This is a genomic window from Devosia sp. GW821-FHT12F11, from assembly GCF_058806655.1.
This window is the reverse complement of sequence record NZ_JBXAPX010000011.1, coordinates 77,606-99,103: the sequence shown is the minus strand read 5'-3', so window position 1 is coordinate 99,103 and position 21,498 is coordinate 77,606. Positions and strand designations below refer to the sequence as shown.

General features: G+C 64.8%; 17 protein-coding genes. 8 read left to right on the top strand and 9 right to left on the bottom strand.

Going from position 1 to position 21,498, the window contains the following annotated elements:
• Positions 1 to 17: 17 nt before the first annotated feature.
• Complete coding sequence (locus AC1ROK_RS26370) at positions 18 to 1,043, top strand: aldo/keto reductase (RefSeq protein ID WP_492852518.1); 1,026 nt, start codon at positions 18 to 20, stop codon at positions 1,041 to 1,043.
• A gap of 88 nt (positions 1,044 to 1,131) precedes the next feature.
• Here AC1ROK_RS26370 and AC1ROK_RS26365 read toward each other — a convergent pair whose 3' ends face one another.
• From AC1ROK_RS26365 to AC1ROK_RS26335, 7 genes are all read right to left on the bottom strand, one after another.
• Positions 1,132 to 3,159, bottom strand: coding sequence for a putative bifunctional diguanylate cyclase/phosphodiesterase (locus AC1ROK_RS26365; RefSeq protein WP_492852516.1), 2,028 nt, complete (start codon positions 3,157 to 3,159; stop codon positions 1,132 to 1,134).
• Between the two features lie 89 nt (positions 3,160 to 3,248).
• Positions 3,249 to 4,301: a glycoside hydrolase family 183 protein gene (locus AC1ROK_RS26360; protein ID WP_492852514.1), complete on the bottom strand. Its 1,053-nt coding sequence runs from the start codon at positions 4,299 to 4,301 to the stop codon at positions 3,249 to 3,251.
• A gap of 218 nt (positions 4,302 to 4,519) precedes the next feature.
• Positions 4,520 to 5,638, bottom strand: a complete 1,119-nt coding sequence (locus AC1ROK_RS26355) for an ABC transporter ATP-binding protein (protein WP_492852512.1) — start codon at positions 5,636 to 5,638, stop codon at positions 4,520 to 4,522.
• Positions 5,639 to 5,640: 2 nt separating this feature from the next.
• Positions 5,641 to 8,196 carry a GH116 family glycosyl-hydrolase gene (locus AC1ROK_RS26350; RefSeq protein ID WP_492852510.1) on the bottom strand — a complete coding sequence of 852 codons (2,556 nt, stop codon included), beginning with the start codon at positions 8,194 to 8,196 and terminating at the stop codon, positions 5,641 to 5,643.
• 15 nt (positions 8,197 to 8,211) lie between these two features.
• Positions 8,212 to 9,066: a carbohydrate ABC transporter permease gene (locus tag AC1ROK_RS26345; protein ID WP_492852508.1), complete on the bottom strand. Its 855-nt coding sequence runs from the start codon at positions 9,064 to 9,066 to the stop codon at positions 8,212 to 8,214.
• 5 nt (positions 9,067 to 9,071) lie between these two features.
• Positions 9,072 to 9,968 (bottom strand): carbohydrate ABC transporter permease, encoded by an 897-nt coding sequence (locus tag AC1ROK_RS26340; protein ID WP_492852506.1) that lies wholly within the window; start codon positions 9,966 to 9,968, stop codon positions 9,072 to 9,074.
• Between the two features lie 90 nt (positions 9,969 to 10,058).
• On the bottom strand, positions 10,059 to 11,312 hold the full coding sequence (locus AC1ROK_RS26335; RefSeq protein ID WP_492852504.1) for an ABC transporter substrate-binding protein: 1,254 nt from the start codon (positions 11,310 to 11,312) through the stop codon (positions 10,059 to 10,061).
• A gap of 289 nt (positions 11,313 to 11,601) precedes the next feature.
• Here AC1ROK_RS26335 and AC1ROK_RS26330 point away from each other — a divergent pair, with 289 nt between their 5' ends.
• The 6 genes from AC1ROK_RS26330 (at position 11,602) to AC1ROK_RS26305 (ending at position 18,366) form a co-directional block, all read left to right on the top strand.
• Complete coding sequence (locus AC1ROK_RS26330; RefSeq protein WP_492852502.1) at positions 11,602 to 12,609, top strand: LacI family DNA-binding transcriptional regulator; 1,008 nt, start codon at positions 11,602 to 11,604, stop codon at positions 12,607 to 12,609.
• Positions 12,610 to 12,754: 145 nt separating this feature from the next.
• The gene (locus tag AC1ROK_RS26325) at positions 12,755 to 14,095 is read left to right on the top strand and encodes an ABC transporter substrate-binding protein (protein WP_492852500.1); all 1,341 of its coding nucleotides are present in this window, start codon (positions 12,755 to 12,757) and stop codon (positions 14,093 to 14,095) included.
• A gap of 173 nt (positions 14,096 to 14,268) precedes the next feature.
• On the top strand, positions 14,269 to 15,207 hold the full coding sequence (locus tag AC1ROK_RS26320; RefSeq protein ID WP_492852498.1) for a carbohydrate ABC transporter permease: 939 nt from the start codon (positions 14,269 to 14,271) through the stop codon (positions 15,205 to 15,207).
• Positions 15,200 to 16,036, top strand: coding sequence for a carbohydrate ABC transporter permease (locus AC1ROK_RS26315; protein WP_492852496.1), 837 nt, complete (start codon positions 15,200 to 15,202; stop codon positions 16,034 to 16,036). Before AC1ROK_RS26320 ends, AC1ROK_RS26315 begins: the two co-directional genes overlap by 8 nt.
• Positions 16,037 to 16,060: 24 nt before the next feature.
• Positions 16,061 to 17,230, top strand: coding sequence for a glycoside hydrolase family 172 protein (locus AC1ROK_RS26310; RefSeq protein WP_492852494.1), 1,170 nt, complete (start codon positions 16,061 to 16,063; stop codon positions 17,228 to 17,230).
• A 2-nt stretch (positions 17,231 to 17,232) separates the two neighbouring features.
• The gene (locus AC1ROK_RS26305) at positions 17,233 to 18,366 is read left to right on the top strand and encodes a glycoside hydrolase family 172 protein (RefSeq protein WP_492852492.1); all 1,134 of its coding nucleotides are present in this window, start codon (positions 17,233 to 17,235) and stop codon (positions 18,364 to 18,366) included.
• On the opposite strand, the gene AC1ROK_RS26300 is transcribed toward AC1ROK_RS26305, so the two are convergent.
• Entirely contained in the window at positions 18,348 to 18,584 is a 237-nt protein-coding gene (locus AC1ROK_RS26300; RefSeq protein WP_492852630.1) for a helix-turn-helix domain-containing protein, read from the bottom strand. The two genes, AC1ROK_RS26305 and AC1ROK_RS26300, sit on opposite strands and share 19 nt — an antisense overlap.
• Before the next feature lie 219 nt (positions 18,585 to 18,803).
• Positions 18,804 to 20,018, bottom strand: a complete 1,215-nt coding sequence (locus AC1ROK_RS26295) for a lytic murein transglycosylase (protein ID WP_492852490.1) — start codon at positions 20,016 to 20,018, stop codon at positions 18,804 to 18,806.
• A 379-nt stretch (positions 20,019 to 20,397) separates the two neighbouring features.
• On the opposite strand from AC1ROK_RS26295, the gene AC1ROK_RS26290 reads away from it, so the two are divergent.
• Positions 20,398 to 21,393 (top strand): arabinan endo-1,5-alpha-L-arabinosidase, encoded by a 996-nt coding sequence (locus AC1ROK_RS26290; protein ID WP_492852488.1) that lies wholly within the window; start codon positions 20,398 to 20,400, stop codon positions 21,391 to 21,393.
• The last annotated feature ends 105 nt before the right edge of the window (positions 21,394 to 21,498 follow it).

The following is a 21,498-nucleotide window of genomic DNA, read 5'->3' as shown; positions in this document are numbered from 1 at the left end:
ACCCATTGCGACCATCCATGTCCATCAAGCTCACCGACCGGCATCGCGTCGGCTCCACCACTCTCGAACTGCCGCCCATGGGGTTCGGCGCCGCCCATCTGGGCGGCATGTACCACCGCGTTTCCGGCGAGACCGCGCATGCGACGCTGAAAGCCGCCTGGGATGGCGGCGTCCGCTATTTCGATACCGCGCCATTCTACGGCCGCGGCCTCAGCGAACATCGGGTCGGCGATTTCCTCATCGACCAGCCGCGCTCGGAGTTCATGCTGACCACCAAGGTCGGCCGCTATTTCCGCCGCCCGGCCGACCCCAAGACCTTCGACCGCACGCCGTGGGGCGGCGGGCTGAACATGGAGATCGTCTGGGACTATAGCTATGACGGGGTGATGCGTGCCTACGAGCAGAGCCTGTTGCGGCTCGGCCTCGACAGCGTCGATGCGCTCCTGATCCACGATCCCGAAGCCTCGCTCGCCAGCAACCCCGATGGGCCGCGCATGGAAGACATGGTGCGCAGCGGCATCAAGGCGCTCGAGGAGTTGAAGGCCTCGGGCCAGATCAAGGCCATCGGCATGGGGCTCAACGCCGCCCCCTCGCTGCTGACCTTCGCTCCGCAGGTGCCGCTCGACTTCTGCATCGTCGCCATGCCCTACACCCTGCTCGACCAATCGGCGCTCGGCACCGGGCTGAAACGCTGCCTCGAGTACAATATCTCGGTGATCATCGGCGCCCCCTATGCCTCGGGCATCCTCGCCACCGGTCCGGGCCCCAATGCCCGCTACGGCTACGGCATTGCGTCCGACCAGGTGCAGGACAAGGTCCGGCGCATCCAGGCGGTCTGCGTCACGCACGGCGTGTCGCTGCAGGCCGCAGCGCTGCAATTCCCCCTCGCGCACCCCACCGTGGTTTCGGTGATTCCCGGCGGCGCCCGGCCCGAGGAAGTGACGAGCAATATCGGCTACCTGCAGGAGGAGATCCCGGCGGCATTCTGGGGTGAGCTCAAGGCGGCGGGGTTGATCGATGTCGAGGCGCCGGTGCCGAATTAGGCTAGCCGCACCATCAGTCAGCGTCCCTCTCCCGCTTGCGGGGGAGGGCGCCCGACTGCCAGCCTCGGCGGCTGGTGTAGCTAGCCTCTCACGCCGACAACCGCTCCCGCTCCACCGCCGCTTCCGCCACGAACGGCCCCGGAATTCCCATGAAGTACCCCTGCGCATAGTCGACGCCGATGGCTTCGAGCGCTGCGAGGATATCGGCGCTTTCGACGAACTCGGCCACCGTCTTGATGCCGGTGACATGGCCCAGGTGATTGATGGTTTCGACCACCGCCCGGTCGGTGCTGTCGCGCAGCATGCCTTTGACGAAGCCGCCGTCGATCTTCAGGTAATCCACCGGCAGCCGCTTCAGATAGTGGAACGACGACATGCCGGCGCCGAAATCGTCGAGCGCGAACTTGCAGCCGATGCTCCTGAGCGCCGTGATGAAGGCGGCCGCACGTTCGAGATTGGCGACGGCGCTGGTCTCGGTAATCTCGAAGCAGATCAGTTGCGGCGGCACGCCCGTCGCCTCGAACTGCTGCTTGAGGAACGTGAGGAAGCTCTCGTCGCCGATGGCCGGAGCGCTGATATTGATGGCGTAGGTGCGCCGGTGCGGCCTGGGCTCGAGCGCGATGCGCGTCGCGATGATGTCGAGCGCGTGGCGCACCACCCAGCGATCGAGCTGTGGCATCAGCCCGAAACGCTCGGCGGCGGGGATGAAGCGGCCCGGACCGATCAGTTCGTTGCGATCGGCGAGGCGGACCAGGATCTCGCAGTGCTCGCCCTCGGCCTCGGGGTCGAGCGGCACGATGTCCTGGGCGTAGAGCACGAAACTATCGCCGTCGAGGGCGCGCTGCAGCCGCTGCACCCAGCCGATATTGCCGGCCATTTCGGCCTGCTCGGCGTCGTCGGGCGAGTAGACATGCACGCGGTTGCGGCCCTTCTCCTTGGCCATGTAGCAGGCGATGTCGGCGGCCCTGAGCGCCGTGGCGAGGCTGCTCACGGTGCGATCGAGGCGTACGAAACCGATGCTGGCGCTGACGGTGAAATGCTGGTCGTTCCAGACGAAGGGCATCTCGCCCAGCGTAATACGCAGTTGATGCGCGGTGATCAGCGCCTCGTCGACCGAACCGGTGCGGAGCAACACGCCGAATTCGTCGCCGCCGAGGCGGGCCAGCAGGACGCCTGGCCCAAGGATTGCCGGCAGCCGCTCGGCCAGCGCGCACAGCAACTGGTCGCCGGCAGCGTGCCCGCCAGAATCGTTGACCACCTTGAACTGGTCGAGATCGACGAACAGCAACGCCGTCGCCGAGCCGTCGGCCAGCGCCTTTTCGACCTCACGCTCGAAGCTGGCGCGGTTGGGCAGCTGGGTCAGCGCGTCATGCGAGGCGCGCCACGAGAGCTCGTGCTCGATACTGCGCCGGTGCTTCAGGAAGCTGTTGAGCCGCCACAGCGTCAGCGCCACGAACAGCGCGGCGATAGCGAGGTTGGCAATGAGGAGCCCCGCCTGGACAAAGCGCGTGCCCTGCCCCAGCGAGTTGGAGAAGGCGCGGGTGAGTGGCGTCACCTGGTCGTTGATGGCGTCGAGCCGCTCCGCCCAGTCGCGCCTTTGCCACGGCTGCACCAGCGCCGCCGCCGCCATCTCGTCGGCCAGCTCCTCCATCTGGAACAGTGTCGTTTCGGCGTTGCGCCAGTCGGCAATGGCGGCGCTCATGTAGCTGAACCACGAGAAGTTCTCGAACAGCCAGATCAATCCCGCAATGTCGTCCGGGTGGTTGCCACCGCGCCGGAACCCCTCGGCCGCCGCGATCCGGTCGGGCGGCGTGGCCTCGAGCGCGAGGCGTGCATCATGATCGCCGAGCGGTACGCTCAGCGCCTGCCGGTGACGCTCCAGATAGCTCGATTGCGTGGTGTCGATATAGCGGCTGAGGAAGTAGATCGCGTCATGCTGGCCCTTCGACCACAGGCTCTCCCCGGTCACGTAGGACCTGAGCGATGTGACCATCTGCAGGCTGAAGGTGGCGAGGATGGCCTGCGTGACAATGATGGCAACGAAGGGCCATGCAACGGCAACAAGCCTGAGGCTCGACTTCTTGTCGGTGGGCAACGGCCCGCCACGCTTCTGCATGGAACCGCCTGGGTACAGAGATGCAGTCGGAACTAAGCATCGTCGAGTTAACGACTTCGCCCAATAACACTGCGCAGAGTTCCGTAGCTTTAGTGGTCCGGCGTCAACGTCGCCTTCATCACGTACGTGTTGTACGGCCCGAACTGGCTCATCACGAACCAGAACGTCAGGCCGTCCTCGGAAATCCATGACGGGGTCATGTAGGCGCCATAGGCCTGGGCATAGTCGGAGCCGCGGGCCAGCACTTCGGGGGCCGACCACGGCCCTTCCGGCCGCTCGGCGAAGCGCAGTTCGATGGCTTCGGAGAGCTCATTGAGCGTCGAATACATCCAGAGCTTGATGCCCGGGTTCCACACCAGCGAGCCCTCGCCGGCACCCGGCTTGATCACTTCGGCGGCCTGGGCCCGGTCGCTGACCCAGCCGCTGCCGTCGAAATACTCCCACGCCTTGGTGTCCAGCACCTTGTCCGCCGCCACCCGGCCGACGCGCGCTCCGGAGAACCGCCCGCAAGGCGTACCGATGGCATAGACGTACTTGCCATCCTCGTTGCCGGCGCCCGACTGGGCCGAGAGCGCCAGCATGTTGAAACTCGATTTGAAGCTGCCGAACTCATCCGTAGCAGGGCTCCAGGTCTTGCCGCCATCGCTCGAGGAGATGAAGCGCGACCAGTTGCAGAGCCACACGCCCCCCATCGAGGAGAAGCCGTTCACCGACATGTAGTGCAGATAGAGCGTGTCACCGACCGTCACCAGGGCGGTCGGGATCTTGGTCTGCTCGCCCTTGAACGCATCCTGGTGCGCCCCCTTGGCGATCTCCACCGCCTTGCCGTCTTCGCCGGTCACCCAGTCGTCGATGACGATGCCATCCGAAGCATCGAGGTCGGAGGTGAAGGCAACGACATTGGAGCGCCAGTTCGGACCGAAGCGGATGCAGGCATTCTCATTCCAGCCGAAGGTATCGCCGAAGGCGAGGACGATCTTGCCGTCGATCTCGGCCATGGTGCCGAGGTCGGTGCCGCAGATATCCGGCCCCTTCATCGGCGCCGGCGCGTTAGGGCCGGTGAGGGCTTTCACTTTTTCGGAGGTGACGCTGTAGTCGGTGGCGAGGGCTGGAGTGCTTGCGAAGAGCAGCGCTAGTGCCATGGCCAAGTGTAGTGCGGGAAGAATACCCCCCACCCTGTCCCTCCCCCGCAAGGGGGGAGGAGACGCCAACACTGACGCCGGCGTGTTGGTCTCCCTCCCCCTTCGAGGCGCTACCGCGTCCCCCGGGAGGGGACAGGGGTGGGGGTACTCTGTGCGAACCAGCCCGTCGGCAGCGTTGCCACGAAGCCGGGTGAGGAGGCCTTTTGTCGAACCAGGCATCAGGCGATCTTCCTCATGTAGTCATCTGTCCACGCCCGGCTCGGCTGCAGGGTCAGCCCGTTGGCGTCGAACACATGGGTGAAGGCGTCGGCGATCTCGAAGCGCAGCGTGTCGCCGCGGCTCGTTGCGAGAATGCCGCGCATCGTGGCGGTGACGGTCTCGCCGCCGGCGGTCTTGCCGTGCAGCACCGTTTCGGCGCCGAGCACCTCGGTCGAAACCAGCTGCACCGCCAGGGGGCCGTTCGCCGTAAGGACCAGGTGCTCGGGGCGGATGCCGATCGTCACTGCGTCGCCCACCCTCACCCCGCCCTCGCGGCGGGCGAGGGTCAACGTTGGCCCCCCGGCGCTGAGCGCTACGCCGAGCCGTTCGCCCACTTCGGTCACCTTGCCGGCAAAGAAGTTCATCTGCGGCGCGCCGAGAAAGCCCGCGACGAACTGGTTGCGCGGCCGGGCATAGAGCTCGACCGGCGCGCCGGCCTGCTCGATCACCCCTTCGCGCAGCACCACGATGCGGTCGGCCATGGTCATGGCTTCGACCTGGTCGTGGGTGACGTAGATCATGGTGGTGCCGAGCCGGTGGTGCAGCGCCGAGATTTCCGACCGCATCTTCACCCGGAGCTCCGCGTCGAGGTTCGACAGCGGCTCGTCGAACAGGAACACTTTCGGTTCCTTGACGATGGCCCGGCCGATCGCGACACGCTGGCTCTGTCCGCCCGACAGCTGGTTGGGCCGGCGCTTCAGCAGATGCTTGATCTGGAGGATATCGGCCGCCTTGTCGACGCGGGCGGCGATCTCGGGCTTCGCGAGTTTCTGGTTCTCGAGCCCGAAGCGGAGGTTCTCCTCGACGCTCATATGCGGATAGAGCGCATAGGACTGGAACACCATGGCCATGCCGCGCGCCGAGGGCAGCAGGTGATCGCAGCGGGTGCCGTCGAGCCAGATCTCGCCGTCCGAGGTCTCCTCGAGCCCCGAAATCATCCGCAGCAAGGTGGATTTGCCGCAGCCGGAGGGGCCGACGAACACCGTGAAGCTGCCATCCTCCACGGTGAGGTCGATGCCGTGGATCACTTCGAGGGTCTGGAAACTTTTCCGAACCTGCTTGAGCTCAAGTTGCGCCATGCTCAGCCTCCCAGCGTCAGGTCTGCGGCGTCGCCGGCGCCGAGCTTGCGGTCGATGCGGGCACTGGCGCCGCCAAAGCTCAGCTCGGCGAGATCGAGGCTGCCATAGCGGACCTCGAGGCGGACGCGGTTGCCGCTGCGGCTGACGACACCCCAGCCCTCACCCACCGACCAGAACCAGTTGCCATCACCCTGGTCCTTCGGCGCAAAGCCGATGGCGCCTTTGGTGAGGTCGTAGCTGAGGCCCGACCAGGCGTTGACCAGCGCGAAGCTCGACATCGAGCGGGCGTAATAGCTGCCGCACTCGATCTCGTTCCACGGGTTGCGGCGATAGCCATCGTGCCGGGCGCGCGCCGTGCGGACGATCGCGAGGCCCTCGTCGGTCAGCCCGCGGAAGATCAGGTGCGAAGCGAGCATATATTCGAGCCCGGTCCACACTTCCTCGGAGTACGGCGCCGGCACCGCCGGCTTGGTGGCGCCTTCGGGCCAGGTGGCGATCAGCACGCCGCCTTCATCCTCATAGGCATAGACGCGGCAGGGATTGAAATGACCCTTGAGGTCGGCCCGATAGTTGTGGCGATAGGCCGAGGCGAGCGCCGTCTGCACCTTGTCGGGGTCGAGGAAGCTGCCAAGCCCGGCGAGGTCGGCATGCCATTGGCCGAGAATCTGGTCGGTCGCGCAGCCATCGTTGAACTGGTACTTCATCTGGCCGTACTCGTCCGACCAGTAGGTCTCCATGAAGCCGTCGGCGATCACCCCGACCTTGCCGCTGGCGTGATCGAACTTTTCGATCAGCGCCTTGTCGCCGAGGTCGGTCTTCTGGATGAAGTAGTTGCCGTTGAAGAGCTCGGCGTTGAGGTAATCGGCGCCCGCCTGCCCCATCCGCTCCAGCTCATCGGCAAATGCCGTATCGCCGGCCGCGCGCCCCATCTCGGCGCCGGCCTTGAGCGCCGCGACATACATGGTCGAGAGCCAGGAGTTGGGCCCGAACAGCTCCATGTCGAGCGTGTGGTGCTGGCGGCCCCACAGGATCCCGGTGCGCTCTGGATCCCACTGGTCCGGGTTATCGGCCGACCAGGCATATTCGAGCGCCGCCTTCACCCGCGGCCAGTAACGCTTCAGCCACTCCGTATCGCCGGAAATCTTCCAATCGCGAAACGTCTTGATGATCGAGCCGAACTGGCCGTCGGCGCAGGGGTTGAGCGGGAAGAAGGCCGAGCCGAGCGGGATGATCTGCCGGAAGGTCAGCCCGCCATTGGGCAGCTGGTTATAGGTATAGTCGGTCTCGCGCAGCGTGCGCTCCAGCCCGGGGAACAGGTAGGGCAGCGTCTGCTGGTAGTTCCACACATGGGTGCAGCTGCCCTCGCAACTGCCCTCATTGGTGAACTGGCCTTCCCAGGCCCAGAACTCGCCATGCTCGAGCCGCATCACCGTGGCGGTGCGGAGGATGCTCATCGTGCCCTGCACCGCGTCGATGATGTCGACCGGCATGCTCGTGCCGAACAGCGTGTCGCGGAAGGCGAAGGTCGGGGCGCGCAACTCGTCCCAGCGCGCAAACGCTTCGGCGAGCACCGCGCCGGAGTCTTGCCACTGGCTGGCATAGTAGTTGCGCCAGGTGCCGGTCTCGCCATTCACCTGCCCCGGCCGCCAATAGACCTGCCCGACCGGAAAATGCCAGGCGATGGCGAAGCGCACGGTTTTCGTCTCGCCCGGGGCCACACTGATGCGCGCCGCGAGCGTGCCGTGTTCGGGCTGGTCGAACATGTTGCGGTTGAGCCGCGGCTTGTCGTAGTGCCGCTCGGGCAGCCGGCCCGGCCGCGCGAATTCGCGCCAGAACAGGTTGAGATCGTCGAACCACTGGCCGCGGAAATGGTAGTCGAGGTGGTCGACATCCCCCGCATCGGTGGCAATCGAGACATCGCCCGTCTGCCAGTCCGGCAGCTCATCGGCGGCGGTCAGCAGCAGCGACTTTACCCCAGCCGCTTCGGCGTAGCTGTGCCGGCCGTTCTGGCAGCCGTAATTCCCGAGCGTACCGCCAATGGTGTAGTCGACCGGCGCCGTGCCGGCATTGGTCACCTCGATCTCGAACATCGCCGCCGGCAGCGAGGAGTCGCGCTCGTTGGTGGGGATGAACGGGCTCCAGGCGGTGAGCTTCACCTGGCCGGGGAAGCTCGCATCGTGGAACGCCACCTCGGCCACCGGGAACGTGCCCGTGAACGTCGTCGCCTCGAAATGCGGCACGCCGGCCAGCGTGTTGCGATTGGCGCCCCAGCCAAAGCCGTCGAAGAATTTTCGCGTGGTGGGTGAGCCGGTGGGCAACCCCTCATAGGGGCCGTTCAACACCCGCGCATCGAGCAGTTCGCCGCCCGCCTCCGCCTTGATGGCGAAGTGGCTGTAGCCGTTGAAGCTCTGCAGCCCCGGCCGGTTGCGGATCGACCAGTCGACCAACCGGCCACTGCCCGAGAGCGCGAGGCCACCCGCGCCGATGCCACCGAGCGGGAAAGCGATGTGGGCCGTGCGGTCGCCTTCGTAGATGAAACGCGGATCGGTTCTGGTCATTGCAAAATCCATTGGTCAGGCCCGGATGCCTGAGAACGTGACGCCCTCGATCACCATCTTCTGGGCGACGAGGAAGAGGAGGACGACGGGAAGGATGGCCATGCTCATCGCGGCCATGACGACGGACAGGTTGCCCTGGCTCATGTAGCCGCGGAGCAGGTCCATCGCGATCGGCAGGGTCATCGAACCCTGCGACTCGATCAGCGCCCGCGGCTGGAAATAGGAGTTCCAGGCGCCGGTAAAGGTGATGATGGCGAGCGCGCCGAGCGCCGGCATCAGTTGCGGCAGCGAGATGCGCCAGAAGATCTTGAAGTAGCCCGCCCCATCCATCAGCGCCGCTTCCTCGAGCTCCTTGGGTTGCGAGCGCAGGAACTGGCGCAGCATGAACACCCCGAAGCTCGAGGTCAGCCCCATCAGCACCAGCCCGAGCGGGTTGTTGAGCAGCCCCAGCTTGGCGTAGCCCAGATAGATCGGCAGGATCGTCACCTGCGCCGGGAACATCAGCCCGATCAGCATCACGAAGAACAGGCTGTCGCGGCCGGGGAACCTGAGCCGCGCATAGGCGAAGGCGGCAAGCGTACAGGTGACGAGCTGGCCGATGGTCACCAGCACCGCCACATAGAGGCTGTTCCAGTAGATCTTGAGGAACGGCACTGAGGACTCGAGCACCGTGCGATAGTTGCTCAGATCAAAGCTCGGCGGAAAGAAGCTCGGCGGCATCTTGTAGGCTTCCGGCGCCGGCCGGAACGACATCGAGAACAGCCAGAAGAACGGCATCAGCATCAGGATGCCCATCAGCAGCAGCACTGCGATGATGGCGCGATCGACCCACTTCTTGGCTTCGCGCGTCTGCATGGATCTGGTTTGCATGGGCCCTACTCCCGCACCCACCGGCGCGAGCCGATGATCTGGATGATGGTGATGATGAGGACGAGGATCATCATGATGACGCTGACCGCGGCGGCGTAACCGAGTTCGAAGCTGCCAAAGGCCTCGTCGACCAGGTAGATCGACAGCGAGCGGGTGGAGTCCCCCGGGCCGCCGCCGGTCAGGATCATGATCGACTCGAACACCTGCAGCGCGCCGATCGAGGCGAAGACGATGCAGAAGAACAGCACCGGCGAGATGAACGGCAGCGTGATGCGGCTGAAGCGGCGCCAGGCCGAGGCGCCATCCATCGAGGCGGCATCCATGATCGGCCTGGGCACACCCTGCAGCGCTGCGATCAGGATGATCATGAAGAAGCCGGTGTTCTTCCACACATCCATGATGACGATCGAGGTCATCGCGAACTTCGACGACGACAGCCACGGCACCTGCGGCAGGCCGATCTGGGCCAGGTAGTAGTTTATGACGCCGAAATCGACGCTGTAGAAATAGCTCCACACCACCGCGACGAACGCCGCCGAGATGATCACCGGCAGAAAAAAGGCGAGGCGGAAGAAGTAGAGCAGGAATTTCGGCATGGCCCGGTTCAGCGCCAGCGCCAGGATCAGCCCGACCGCCACGTTGAAGCTCACCGCGAGGAAGGCGAAGCGCAGCGTGTTCCAGAAGATCTCGAGCGAGCGCGGCTCGGTGAGGAAGCGCACATAGTTCTCGAACCCTACCCAGTCGGCGCCGAAGCTGATGTCGTAGTAAGTGAAGCTGAGCACGATGGTGATGACCACCGGCGCCAGCACGAACGCGGCGTAGAGCAGGATCGAGGGCAACACGAAGATGTAGCCCGCCTGCATCTGTGCCTTGCGGAGGTCGGATAGTCGTCGCTTCGCCATAACCATCTCGGGCCGGAGAAAACTGGAGCGCTTCAGGAGAAAGTGCCCGCGCCGCACCCGAAGGTCCGGCGCGGGCAGTCCGGGGGAGGACTACTGGGTGACGCGCTTGATGCGCTCGAACGAGCGGGTCAGTTCCTGGTCCGCCTTGGCGACGGCATCAGGAATGGTCATTTCGTCGGTCATGATGGCGTTGAAGTACCGCATGAAAATCTGGTCGACTTCCTGGAAATTGGCCGGCGACGGCACCGCATGGGTGGTCGGCAGCGTCTCGTAGTAGAGCGGCGCCGACGGCGGGAACTTCAGGAAATTCTCGGTCTCGGCCGCCGACTTGCGGCCCGGCACGGCGCCACCGAGATCGCCTTCGGCCACCTGCGTCTCGTAGCTGAGGAGTTCGGTGACCAGCGCCTTGGCCAGCTCCGGATTCTGCGCCTTGGACGAGATGCCGTAGGCGCCGAAGCCGATGACGGTGTCGTTGCTCACCTTGCCCGGCTGGGTGGCGATATCCATGTCGAGCTTACTCGAGATGGCGTTCTGCACGATCCAGTGGCCACGCGAGATCATGGCGATCTGGCCGGCGAAGAACTGGTTCTCGACGCCCTCCTGCCCCGGCACCGGCGAGACCTTCTTGACGTGGATCAGGTCGTAGAGGAACTGCAGCGTCTCGGCGACCTTGGGGTCCTTCATGTTGGAGGCCGACCAGTCCGCGGTGATCGGCGAGGTGCCGTTGGAGAGGAACCACGGCATCAGCCCGAAGAAGAAGGCCGGCACTTCGTAGCCGAACTGGGTGACATTGCCGTTGGCGTCGCGCTTGGTCAGCTTTTCGGCGATGGCGGCGAACTCGTCCCACGTCCAGGTCTTGCTGGGCGCTGGAATACCCGCCTCGGCAAAGAGCGCGCGGTTGTAGTTCGTCATGATGTTGTTCCAGGTCGAGGGGATGAAATAGGTCTTCCCCTTGTACTTGGTCAGCTCGAACAGCTTGGCGTCGAAATCCGAGAAGTCGCCGGTCGCGATATAGTCGTCGAGGGGCAAGAACAGGTCGCGCGCCGCGAAGCTCTGCAGCGTCTCCACCGCCGTGTGGTAGACGTCATACTGCTCGCCGGCATTGTATTGCTGCAAGACGCGCGAGACGAAATCGCCCCAGCCGCCGCTGACCGGATCGACGCCGATCTCCACCTCGACATTGGGGTATTTGGCGTTGAAGCGGGTCACTGCGTCCTGCGTCGATTTGAGCTGCGCTTCACCGCCGAAGGTCATCAGCCGCAACTTGCCTGCCTCGTCGGACTGCGCCAGCGCCGGCGACACCAGCCCTGCCGTGAGCAGCAGAGCCGCCAGTAATTTCTTCATCTCGTCCCTCCTCTGTCCGGCGTTTCGACAAAGCTCCGCCGGCGCTGGATCGCGGGTCTTTGCCGCGTCCGCTGTTGAAAAAGCCGCTCGCACCCGGAAAAGCGCCGAAAACCGGCGCCCGACTTCAGAGCACGCTGATTAAGCCATTGTGATCGTTCAGATATTTCTCCCGTCGCAGGGTTATCCCCGTCTTCTGGCGAGAGCGAACGTAACAGCTGTGAATGGATTTGCAAATGCATTCACAAATCCATTTGCATGCCTCTTTCGTTTGGTGCTAGCCGTTGCCGCCATGAGCACGATCTCAAAGGTTGCCGAACGGGCAGGCGTATCGCGGACCACGGTCTCGCATGTGATCAACCACGCCAATCGGGTGTCCAAGCCGCTGCGCGAAAAGGTGCAGGCGGCCATCGACGAGCTCGGCTATTCGCCCAACCCGCAGGCCAAGAGTCTGAGGACCGGGCGTACCAACCTGATCGCTATGCTGATCCCCGATATCGGCAACCCGTTCTACACCGAGATGGTCAAGGCGGCGCAGGCGGCGCTCGAGGAGGCCGGGCTCGACGCGCTGATCTATAATACCGACGTGCCGGGCGGGAACTGGCAGACCCATGGCCGCGATTACCTGCGCCAGCTCAACAAGAAGCGCGTCGATGGCCTCTTGGTCGGTGATTTCGCCCTGCACGGCATCAACGAGGAGCTGCAGAAGCTCGACACGCCGGTGGTGTTCATCGGCCAGCTCGCCAGTCACGCCGTCGACAGCATCAAGGTCGACGATTTCGGCGGCGGCTACATGGTCGGCAAGCACTTCGCCGAGCGCGGCCACAAGCGCGTCGTGCAGATTACCGGCCCCAACAATTTCGAAAGCGCCATGGCGCGAGCCGACGGGTTCGAGAAGGCGCTGGCCGATCATGGCGTCGCCTTCGACCGGCTGACCCAGCGGCACGAAGGCACCTACCTGCCACCCTCCGGCCGCGAAGCGGTCGAGTGGATCGCCGGCCTCACCGGCAAGGCGCGCCCGACCGCCGTGTTCATCGGCAACTACCTGATGGCGACCGGCGCCCTGGCTGAGTTCCACGACCGGGGCATCCGCATCCCCGATGATATCGCCGTCGCCATTTTCGGCGACCTGCCGCAGCTCGAATATGTGAGGCCCAACCTCACCCGAGCCGGCGAGAACCCAGGCGCGCTGGCGAAGCGCGCCGTTGAAATGCTGCTCGACCGCCTCAACGGCAAGTTCGACGGCCCGCCGCGCACCGAGGTCATCCCCTGTGCGCTGCGCATCTTCGAGTCGGCCTAGCCGACCCGAAACAACCAGGAGCGAGATCAGGAAGAGCTGCGAGACTTTTCCGGTTCGATCTCGCGACCAACAAGAACTAGCGCGGCCGTTTCGGGGGAGGTGGCCGCGTCCGGACGACAACACCAAAGCTCCAGGGAGGAGTGAGATGACTAATACGTCCAACATGCCGTCGGGATGGTCCCGCCGGTCCATCCTCAAGGGCGGCGCCGCACTGGGCGCTGCCGGCCTTGCCCTGCCGTTCGCCGGCAAGGCGTTCGCCCAGGACAACACACTCAGTTTCTGGCAGTTCTATGCCCCCGGCGGCGATGTGAAGCCGCAGGTCGACTGGTTCGTGAAAATGGTGGCCGATTGGAATGCCACCCAATCCGAGCAGGTCGCGCTCGAATATGTGGTGGGCTCCGAATATATCGGCGGCACCAAGCTCGCGACCTCGTTCGCCTCGGGCCAGGGCCCGGACATCTTCATCATCTCGCCCGGCGATTTCCTGCGCTACTACAATGGCGGTGTGCTGCAGGACCTGACCCCGGCAATCGAGGAAGCGGCCCGCGCCGATTTCCCCGAAAGCGTCATCGCCAACCGCATGGTCGACGGCAAGATCTACGGCGTGCCGATGGAAGTCGAGCCGATGGCCTTCTACTACTCGGTCAAGGCCTTCGAGGACGCCGGGCTCAACGAGAACGACGTGCCCCAGACCTGGGACCAGTTGCTCGAAGTGGGCAAGAAGCTGACCACGGCCGAGCGCTATGGCGTGCTGTTCGAGACCAACCCGGGCTACTACCAGAACTTCACCTGGTACCCGTTCATGTGGCAGGGCGGCGGCGAGTTCCAGTCGGCCGAAGGCAAGTCAGCCTTCGACTCGCCGGCAACCGTCGCGGCACTGAAGCTGTGGCAGGATGCAGTCAATTCCGGCGCCGCGCCGCGCCAGATGCTCGGCGGTGGCGGCGGCGATATCGTCGCCAACCTCGGCTCCGGCTACTGCGCCATGCAGAATGTCGGCATCTGGGGCATCTCGGCGATGGACAACAACGCCCCCGACGTTCCCTACGGCATCTTCAAGCTGCCGGTGCCCACTGGCGGCAAGTACGTCACCGTCGGTGGCGGCTGGGCCTTCGTCGCCAACTCGAAGGGCAAGAACCCGGAAGCCGCGGCGAAGTTCATCGCCTGGGCGCTGGCCTCGATGGCGCCGGATTCGGTGCAGCGGGTGGTCGACTGGTGCACGGTGGCCAAGTCCGACATGCCGCCACGCAACTCGGCGCTGGCTGCCGGTGGCGATGCCTTCAACAAGGGCAATATGGGGATCTTCGGGACCCAGATCCATCCGGGAACCCGGGCCGAGCCGCGGGTGCCGCCGGAGGTCTACAAGATCATCTCCGACGCCATCCAGCAGACCCAGCTCGGCGGCGCCGACCCGCAGGCCACGGCCACCGCCGCCAGCCAGCAGCTCGACGCTTTCCTCGCGTCCTACTCAGGCGCGCCGATCCTCTAGAGGGCGCCGTACTGCCGCAGATCCTGCAGTGGTCGCATCCCTCCCCCTTGAGGGGAGGGAACGAGGGAGGGGGTGGTGCAGTCAGCACCGAGCCCGCCTCACCACCCCCACCCCCAGCCCCTCCCCTCAAGGGAGGGGAGCCGCAAGCCCGGTGAAGGACCAAGGACAGACCAGTGACTGAGATCACAACCACGGCGGCGGGCGACAGGCCCGCTGCCATCCGGCTCACCTCGAGGCAGCGCGAGGCCATTGCCGGCGTGCTGTTCGTCGCGCCCGACGCCATCGGCCTGATGCTGTTCATCGGCCTGCCGATGCTGCTGGCGCTCGGCATCTCGGTGTTCGAGGTCGACGGCTTCGGCGGCTTCAAGTTCGTCGGGCTCGCCAACTACACCAAGATGTGGGGTGACCCGCTGTTCTGGTCGTCGCTGCGCGTCACCGGGCAGTTCACCCTCATGCTGGTGCCCCTGCTCTATGTCAGCGGGCTGGGCCTCGCTTTGCTGGTGCAGCGCACCAGCAAGTTCAACACCGTCATGCGCTCGATGTTCTTCGCGCCGCAGATGGTCAGCCTCGTCGTCGTGGCCCTGGTCTGGCAGTTGATGGTGGTCGACAAGCTCGGCGTCCTCACCCGCTTCGCCGCCTCGATCGGGCTCGGCGGCATCTCTTTCCTCGGCGACCCGAACCTGGCCCTGTTCACCGTGACGCTCGCCGCGGTGTGGTTCCTGATGGGCTTTTACATGCTGATCTTCTTGGGCGGCCTGCAGGACATCCCCAAGGAGTATTACGAGGCGGCGCGCATCGATGGCGCGAGCTCGACGCAAAGCTTCTGGTTCATCACCCTGCCCTTGCTGCGCCCCACCAGCTTCTTCGTACTGCTGGTTTCGGCCGTCGCTGCCATCACCGGCGCGCAGGCCTTCGACCTGATCTACGTGATGACCAAGGGCGGGCCGGCCAATTCGACGGCGCTGCTGATCAGTTACATCTACCAGCAGGCCTTCCAGTACTCCGCCTTCGGCTACGCCGCGGCGCTGGCGACGCTCCTGGTGGTGCTGCTGATGGTGGTCACGGTGTTCTTCTTCTTCCTCACCCGCGGCGGACGGTTCGATTATGAGTAGCGCAACCCTCTCCCGTTCGCAGGCCAATGTCGTCCGGCTGGTCTGGATGCTGGTGACGGTGGTGCTCGCCGTGATGGCGATCTTCCCGCTGCTCTACATGCTGTCGATCGCCTTCAAGGGCCCGACCGAGGTGTTCAAGTCGAACCTCATTCCATCGAAGCCAGTGCTCGACAACTTCATCTACGTGCTGACCGAGGTGCCGTTCTGGCGCTACCTGATCAACACCTTCGTCATCTCCGCTGTGGTGACGGTGGTGGCTTTGTTCTTCCACACCATGGCCGGCTACGCCCTGGCGCGGCTGAAGTTCCCCGGCCGCGAGGCGGTATTCCTCGCCATGTTCTCGACCTTCCTCGTGTCGCTGCCGGTGATCATCGTGCCGCTGTTCATCCTGGTGCGTTCGCTGGGCATGCTGAACTCCTATGCCGGGCTGATCGTCCCGGCGATCTTCAACGCCTTCGGCATCTTCCTCCTCCGCCAATACTACCTGTCGCTGCCCAAGGAGCTGGAGGAGGCGGCGGTGATCGACGGCGCCGGCTACTGGCGCATCTACACCAGCGTCATCCTGCCCTTGAGCCGGCCGATCATCGCGGCACTGGCGATCCTGTTCTTCCTTGCCAACTGGAACTCGTTCCTCTGGCCGCTCACCGTCGCCTCCGACCAGAACCTGTGGGTCGTGCAGGTGGCCATCGCCAACTTCAAGAGCCAGTACGCCGCCAGCTGGAATTACACCATGGCCGCCTCGACCATCGTCGCGGTGCCGATGCTGGTGCTGTTCGTGATCTTCCAGAAGCAGATCATGGACTCGATCAAAACCAGCGGCCTGAAATAGGCCCTAGCCCCCAAGGAGATTTCTATGACCAATGCGGGTCTGTCGCCGCTACGGGGACTTGCCAAGCTGCGCGAGGCGCGCAGCCGGCGCTTTTCGAGCTATGACCGCACCGGCGGCAACGACGACCGGCTGCATATCGAACCGGGTAAGACCGTTGACATCGCCGAGCACCAGGGCGCCGGCATCATCACCCATATCTGGGCCACCCTTGCCTCGTCGGCCGACCACTATCTGAGAAAGATCGTGCTCCGCGCCTATTGGGACGGCGAGACCGAACCGAGCGTCGAAACCCCGATCGGCGATTTCTTCGGCATGGGCCATGCCAAAACGAAGAACTTCGCCTCGCTGCCGGTGCAGGCGAGCCCGCAAGACGGCAAGGCCTTCAACTGCTACTTCCCGATGCCGTTCGGCAGCTCGATGCGGCTGACCATCACCAACGAGTCCGAGGTCGACCTGCTGTTCTACTACTATGTCGATCTCGAGCTGCACGACCGGCTCGAGGACGGCATGGGGCGCTTCCACGCCCAGTATCGGCAGGATCGGCCCGACGGGGCCAGCGAGGCCGGCAAGACCAACGAGCAGCATCTGTTCGGCGGCGAGAATGTCGACGGCAAACGCAACTACGTGATCCTCGATGCCGAGGGCCACGGGCACTATGTCGGCGTGCTGTTCTCGGTGCAGTCGCAGCGCCTGTCACGGTCCTGGGACTGGTATGGCGAAGGCGACGACATGATCTGGATCGACGGCGCCCCTGGCCTCTCGGTGCCCGACACGGTGCGCAGGCCCGATCCGCGCATCGGCCCGAAAGCCGCGCTGATCGAGCCGCGCCCCGAAAGCGCTCCCGGCGCCAACGACCAGTGGCCGCCGACCCTGCATGGCACCGGCACCGAGGACTATTTCAACACCGCCTGGTGCCCCACCGAGGAGTACTCGGCGCCCTACCACGGCATCATTGCCGCCGGCGGCCCGAACTGGACCGAGCCGGTGACGCTCTATCGCTGGCACATCGAGGACCCCTTGATCTTCAAGGAGCGCATCAAGGTCACCATCGAGCACGGCCACGCCAATGGCCGTTCCGACGACATCTCATCGGTGGCGTTCTGGTATCAGGCCGAGCCGCACAAGCCGTTCGAGCCGCTGCCGCCGGTTGCCGAGCGCATCCCGCATTTCCGCTATCCATTCCAGGGACAATGAAAATGACTACGCCTTTCAACGGCCTCGGCGTCGGGCTGCATAACCTCTACCGGCTGTCGCCGGCCAAGACCCGCTCGATCTCGCCCGAGAACTTCACCGGCGAAAAGGGCAAGGGCGGCATGGCTACCGAGGGCACCGGCGCCCTGCACGCCAAGGGGCTCGGCCCCGACGGCAATGGCCAGGGCTGGAAGGTGTCGCCCTCGATCCGGATCGAACGGGGCGAGACCCGCGTCCTCGCCGCTATCGAGGGCATGGGCGCCATCCAGCAGATCTGGCTGACCACGGCGAACCTGCGCTGGCGGAGCCTCATCATCCGCATGTGGTGGGACGACCAGGAGAACCCCTCGGTCGAGGCGCCGCTCGGCGATTTCTTCTGCATGGGCTGGGGTCAGTTCGCCCAGATCAACTCGCTCGCCGTCTGCGTCAACCCCGGCCGCGCCTTCAACTGCTACTGGGAGATGCCGTTCCGGAAGGCCGCGCGCATCGAGATCGAGAACACCGACCCCGACGATTTCGGCATCATCTACTACCAGATCAACTACACCCTGACCGAAGTGCCGGAGGACGCGGCCTATTTCCACGCCAAGTTCCGCCGCACCAACCCCCTGCCCTATGGCACCGACTACACCATCCTCGATGGCGTAACGGGCCGCGGCCACTATGTCGGCACCTACATGGCCTGGGGCGTGAACAATTCCGGCTGGTGGGGTGAGGGCGAGATCAAGTTCTTCATGGATGGGGACAAGGCGTTCCCCACCATCTGCGGCACCGGCACCGAGGACTATTTCTGCGGCGCCTACAATTTCGATGGCGGCGTGGTCGATGCCACCATGGACAGCCGCTATCGCGAGTTCTCCACCCCCTATGCCGGCCTGCCGCAGGTGCTCAGGCCCGACGGCACCTACCGCAGCCAGACCCGCTTCGGCATGTATCGCTGGCACCTCAATGACCCGATCCGCTTCGAGAGCGACCTGAAGGTCACCATCCAGGCGCTCGGCTGGCGCACCGAAAACCGCAACACCCGCCGCTACCTGCCGCTGCAGGACGACATCGCCTCGGTGGCCTTCTGGTACCAGACCCTGCCGACCGCGCCATTCGAGGCGCTGCCAGGGCGGGATTATCTCGAGGTGATTTGAGGGCGGAATATTGAGGGGCCGGCGCGGGCTGCCCCTACCCGGTGCTCGGCACGTACCTGCAGCACCTTGGCCTCCAGCTCCGCGCTCGTGCGGGTCGGGCTGCTCAGCGGCCGTCGGGAGCGATCGGCCAGGCCGGCGCTGCCCGCTTCGCCATACACCGCTACCCACTTGTACCCGGTGGTCGGACTAATCCCGAACCGTCGGCACAACTCCCGCATGTTCGCCGCCGACCCGCTCGCCAGACGACAAAACTCTTCGCGCTCGGATTGAACTGAACGATCCGAAAATGGCATGCCGGCCTCCCCGCCCTTCATGCCAAATCCGTCCACCATGTCTCCGAACACCCGTCCACCATCTCCCCGGTCTATACACCCGCAAGGGGGAGGGGACAGGGGCGGGGGTCAGCCCCAGCCGGCCGTCGAGTTTACGAGAACCGCCTAACTCAGCGCGTTCAGAAGATTCCCCGACACATGGCCATCCGGCAGCAGCCCGGCGCGCGTCTGCCAGTCGATCACTGCCGCACGGGTCTTCGGGCCGATTTCACCGTCGGGCTTGCCGATCTCATAGCCCTTCTTGAGCAGCCTGGCCTGCACCTGCTTCCGCCCATCGGCGTTGAGCGCCGTGTCCTTCGGCCAGCCGACTGAAAAGCCCTTGCCGCCGATGATCCGGTCCGCGAGGTGGCCGACGGCCAGCGCATAGCTGTCGGAATTGTTGTAGCGCTTGATCACCCCGAAATTCGGCAGAACGGCGAACACCGGGCCATTGCCGCCCATCGGCATGTAAAGCCGGGCGGTGTCACTGTCGCGCGGGAACGGCTTGCCGTTGGCGCGGGAAACGCCGACGCCACGCCAGTCGCCGAGGGTCGCGGTGAGGCCTTGCCAGACGTTCTGGTAGTTGAAGTCCCGTGGGAGCTTTACCTCGTAACCCCAGGTTTCCCCTGCCCGCCAACCGAACGACTTCAGGTAGTTGGCGATCGACGCTTGCGCGTCCGGCACCGAGCCCCAGATGTCCTTGTGGCCGTCGCCCTTGAAGTCGACGGCATATTTCATGAAGCTCGACGGCATGAACTGCGGCAGGCCCATGGCGCCGGCCCACGAGCCGACCATGTCCTTGGCGCGTACATGCCCGCCCTCGAGGATCTCGAGCGAAGTGATCAGCTCGCTGCCGAAGAAATCGGTGCGGTAGCCACCATAGGCGAGCGTCGCCAGCGCATGCACCGTGTTGGTGCCGCCCAGGAACCCGCCGAAATTGGTCTCGATGCCCCAGATGGCGAGGACGATTTCGCCCTGCACGCCATAGCGCTCGCTCACCGCCTTCAGCGTCTTGGCCCATTCGCCACGCATGTCGTGCCCGGTGCCGATGCGCGTGTCGCTGACCCGCTTGTTAACGTAGTCGGCGGCGGTGGAGACGAATTCGGGCTGCTTCTTGCTGAGCTCGAGCACCGAGCCGATCGGCTTGAAATCGCCCATCGCGATGTCGAACACCCGCCTGGACACGCCGCGCGCCTTGGCCCGCTGCCAGGTCTGGTCGACGAAGCCACCGACGCTGGCAAAGGCCGGCGTGAATGCCGACGAAGCGATCAGCGCGGCGGCGCCGATACCGAAACTACGACGGGAAACAGAGAATTCGATCGGCTTGTTAACGCGGTACATGAAAGCGCCTCTGCACAAGAGGGGCGACCCGGATAGAACGCTGGGTCGATCTGCCGGCACAATCAGCCGACGGTTTGTGTCTATTCTCCTGAACGAAATTAAGATCGCGTTACCCACGTGATCGCGATCGCGTGATCGAGCACCGGACACGCCCCACGCGTCGCCCACACCACCGGCGTCATTCCCGCAGGCGAGAACCTAGCGGGATCTCTCAACCTCCCCTTGCGGTGCAGCATCCCACTGGGTTCCCGTCTGCGCGGGAACGACACCGGTGTGGGTGGCAGGGTCGAAGCGATGGGGAGGCGAGCCCCTCCGATGTTGACACCCGCCGCCAATCTCTGGGATGCCTCACCCCCTTTCATCGCGTCGGAGGAGTGCGATGTTTCGATCCCTTGCCGTGGCGGCGCTACTGTGTGGTCTCGCCGCGCCGGTGCTGGCCGCCGAACTGCAACCGACGCTGACCGGCGACGTCAGGATCCATGACCCCACCGTCATCGAGGTCGACGGCAAATTCGTCGCCTTCCAGACCGGACAGGAAGGCGGGCTCTATCGTGGCGCCATCCGCGCCAAGACCTCGCCCGACGGGATCGCCTGGACCGATGCCGGATCGATCGGCAAGGGCATGCCGAAATGGCAGCGGAGGGAACTCGGCTATCAGTCGCTCAACATCTGGGCGCCTTCGGTCAGCCGGCACGGCAAGACCTGGAACCTCTACTATTCGGTGTCCTCGTTCGGCATCAACACCAGCGCCATCGGGCTGATGACCAACGCCGCACTCGACCCCGATAAGCCGGGCGAGGGCTGGGAGGATCAGGGCCTGGTGCTCAAGTCCACCGGCAAGGACAACTGGAACGCCATCGACCCCTGGCGCATCGACCTCAGCGACGGCCGCGCCTTTCTCGCCTATGGCTCGTTCTGGGACGGCATCAAAATGCGGGAGCTCGATCCGCAGGGCGGCAAGCTGCTCACCGCGGACACCCCGACCTACGACCTCGCCTCGCGCCAGGGCGCCGGAATCGAGGCGGCGAGCATTCTCGAGCACGACGGCCGCTTCTATCTGTTCGTCTCGTTCGACCAGTGCTGCAAGCAGCTCGACAGCACCTACAACATCCGGGTCGGCCGCGCCGACACGGTGACCGGCCCCTATCTCGATCGCGACGGCAAACCGATGCTCGCCGGCGGCGGCACCCTGCTCCTCGGCAAGACCGGCCGCTTCATCGGCCCCGGCGGGCAGGAAGCCATCGTCACCTCAAAGGGCGAGATGCTCGCCTACCACTATTACGACGGGGACGACCTCGGAGTGTCGAAACTCCAGTTCTCGCCCCTCCGATGGCCCCCAGATGGTTGGCCCGAGCTCGATGCATTGCCGGAGTAGGATGTTTCACTGTTTGATTGACACTGTTGGCTCGCCACCCACCGGCTGTCATCCCAGCGAAAGCTGGACCCCAGCATCAGCCCGCGCCAGCTGAGAGAGGAGGAG

Excerpts from the sequence above, each read along its gene's own strand:
- AC1ROK_RS26340 (WP_492852506.1), bottom strand. The coding sequence starts at position 9,968 with ATGGCGAAGCGACGACTATCCGACCTCCGCAAGGCACAGATGCAGGCG.
- AC1ROK_RS26350 (WP_492852510.1), bottom strand. The coding sequence starts at position 8,196 with ATGACCAGAACCGATCCGCGTTTCATCTACGAAGGCGACCGCACGGCC.
- AC1ROK_RS26290 (WP_492852488.1), top strand. The coding sequence starts at position 20,398 with ATGTTTCGATCCCTTGCCGTGGCGGCGCTACTGTGTGGTCTCGCCGCG.
- AC1ROK_RS26300 (WP_492852630.1), bottom strand. The coding sequence starts at position 18,584 with ATGCGGGAGTTGTGCCGACGGTTCGGGATTAGTCCGACCACCGGGTAC.
- AC1ROK_RS26315 (WP_492852496.1), top strand. The coding sequence starts at position 15,200 with ATGAGTAGCGCAACCCTCTCCCGTTCGCAGGCCAATGTCGTCCGGCTG.
- AC1ROK_RS26295 (WP_492852490.1), bottom strand. The coding sequence starts at position 20,018 with ATGTACCGCGTTAACAAGCCGATCGAATTCTCTGTTTCCCGTCGTAGT.
- AC1ROK_RS26345 (WP_492852508.1), bottom strand. The coding sequence starts at position 9,066 with ATGCAAACCAGATCCATGCAGACGCGCGAAGCCAAGAAGTGGGTCGAT.
- AC1ROK_RS26365 (WP_492852516.1), bottom strand. The coding sequence starts at position 3,159 with ATGCAGAAGCGTGGCGGGCCGTTGCCCACCGACAAGAAGTCGAGCCTC.
- AC1ROK_RS26355 (WP_492852512.1), bottom strand. The coding sequence starts at position 5,638 with ATGGCGCAACTTGAGCTCAAGCAGGTTCGGAAAAGTTTCCAGACCCTC.
- AC1ROK_RS26335 (WP_492852504.1), bottom strand. The coding sequence starts at position 11,312 with ATGAAGAAATTACTGGCGGCTCTGCTGCTCACGGCAGGGCTGGTGTCG.
- AC1ROK_RS26325 (WP_492852500.1), top strand. The coding sequence starts at position 12,755 with ATGACTAATACGTCCAACATGCCGTCGGGATGGTCCCGCCGGTCCATC.
- AC1ROK_RS26310 (WP_492852494.1), top strand. The coding sequence starts at position 16,061 with ATGACCAATGCGGGTCTGTCGCCGCTACGGGGACTTGCCAAGCTGCGC.
- AC1ROK_RS26330 (WP_492852502.1), top strand. The coding sequence starts at position 11,602 with ATGAGCACGATCTCAAAGGTTGCCGAACGGGCAGGCGTATCGCGGACC.
- AC1ROK_RS26360 (WP_492852514.1), bottom strand. The coding sequence starts at position 4,301 with ATGGCACTAGCGCTGCTCTTCGCAAGCACTCCAGCCCTCGCCACCGAC.
- AC1ROK_RS26370 (WP_492852518.1), top strand. The coding sequence starts at position 18 with ATGTCCATCAAGCTCACCGACCGGCATCGCGTCGGCTCCACCACTCTC.
- AC1ROK_RS26305 (WP_492852492.1), top strand. The coding sequence starts at position 17,233 with ATGACTACGCCTTTCAACGGCCTCGGCGTCGGGCTGCATAACCTCTAC.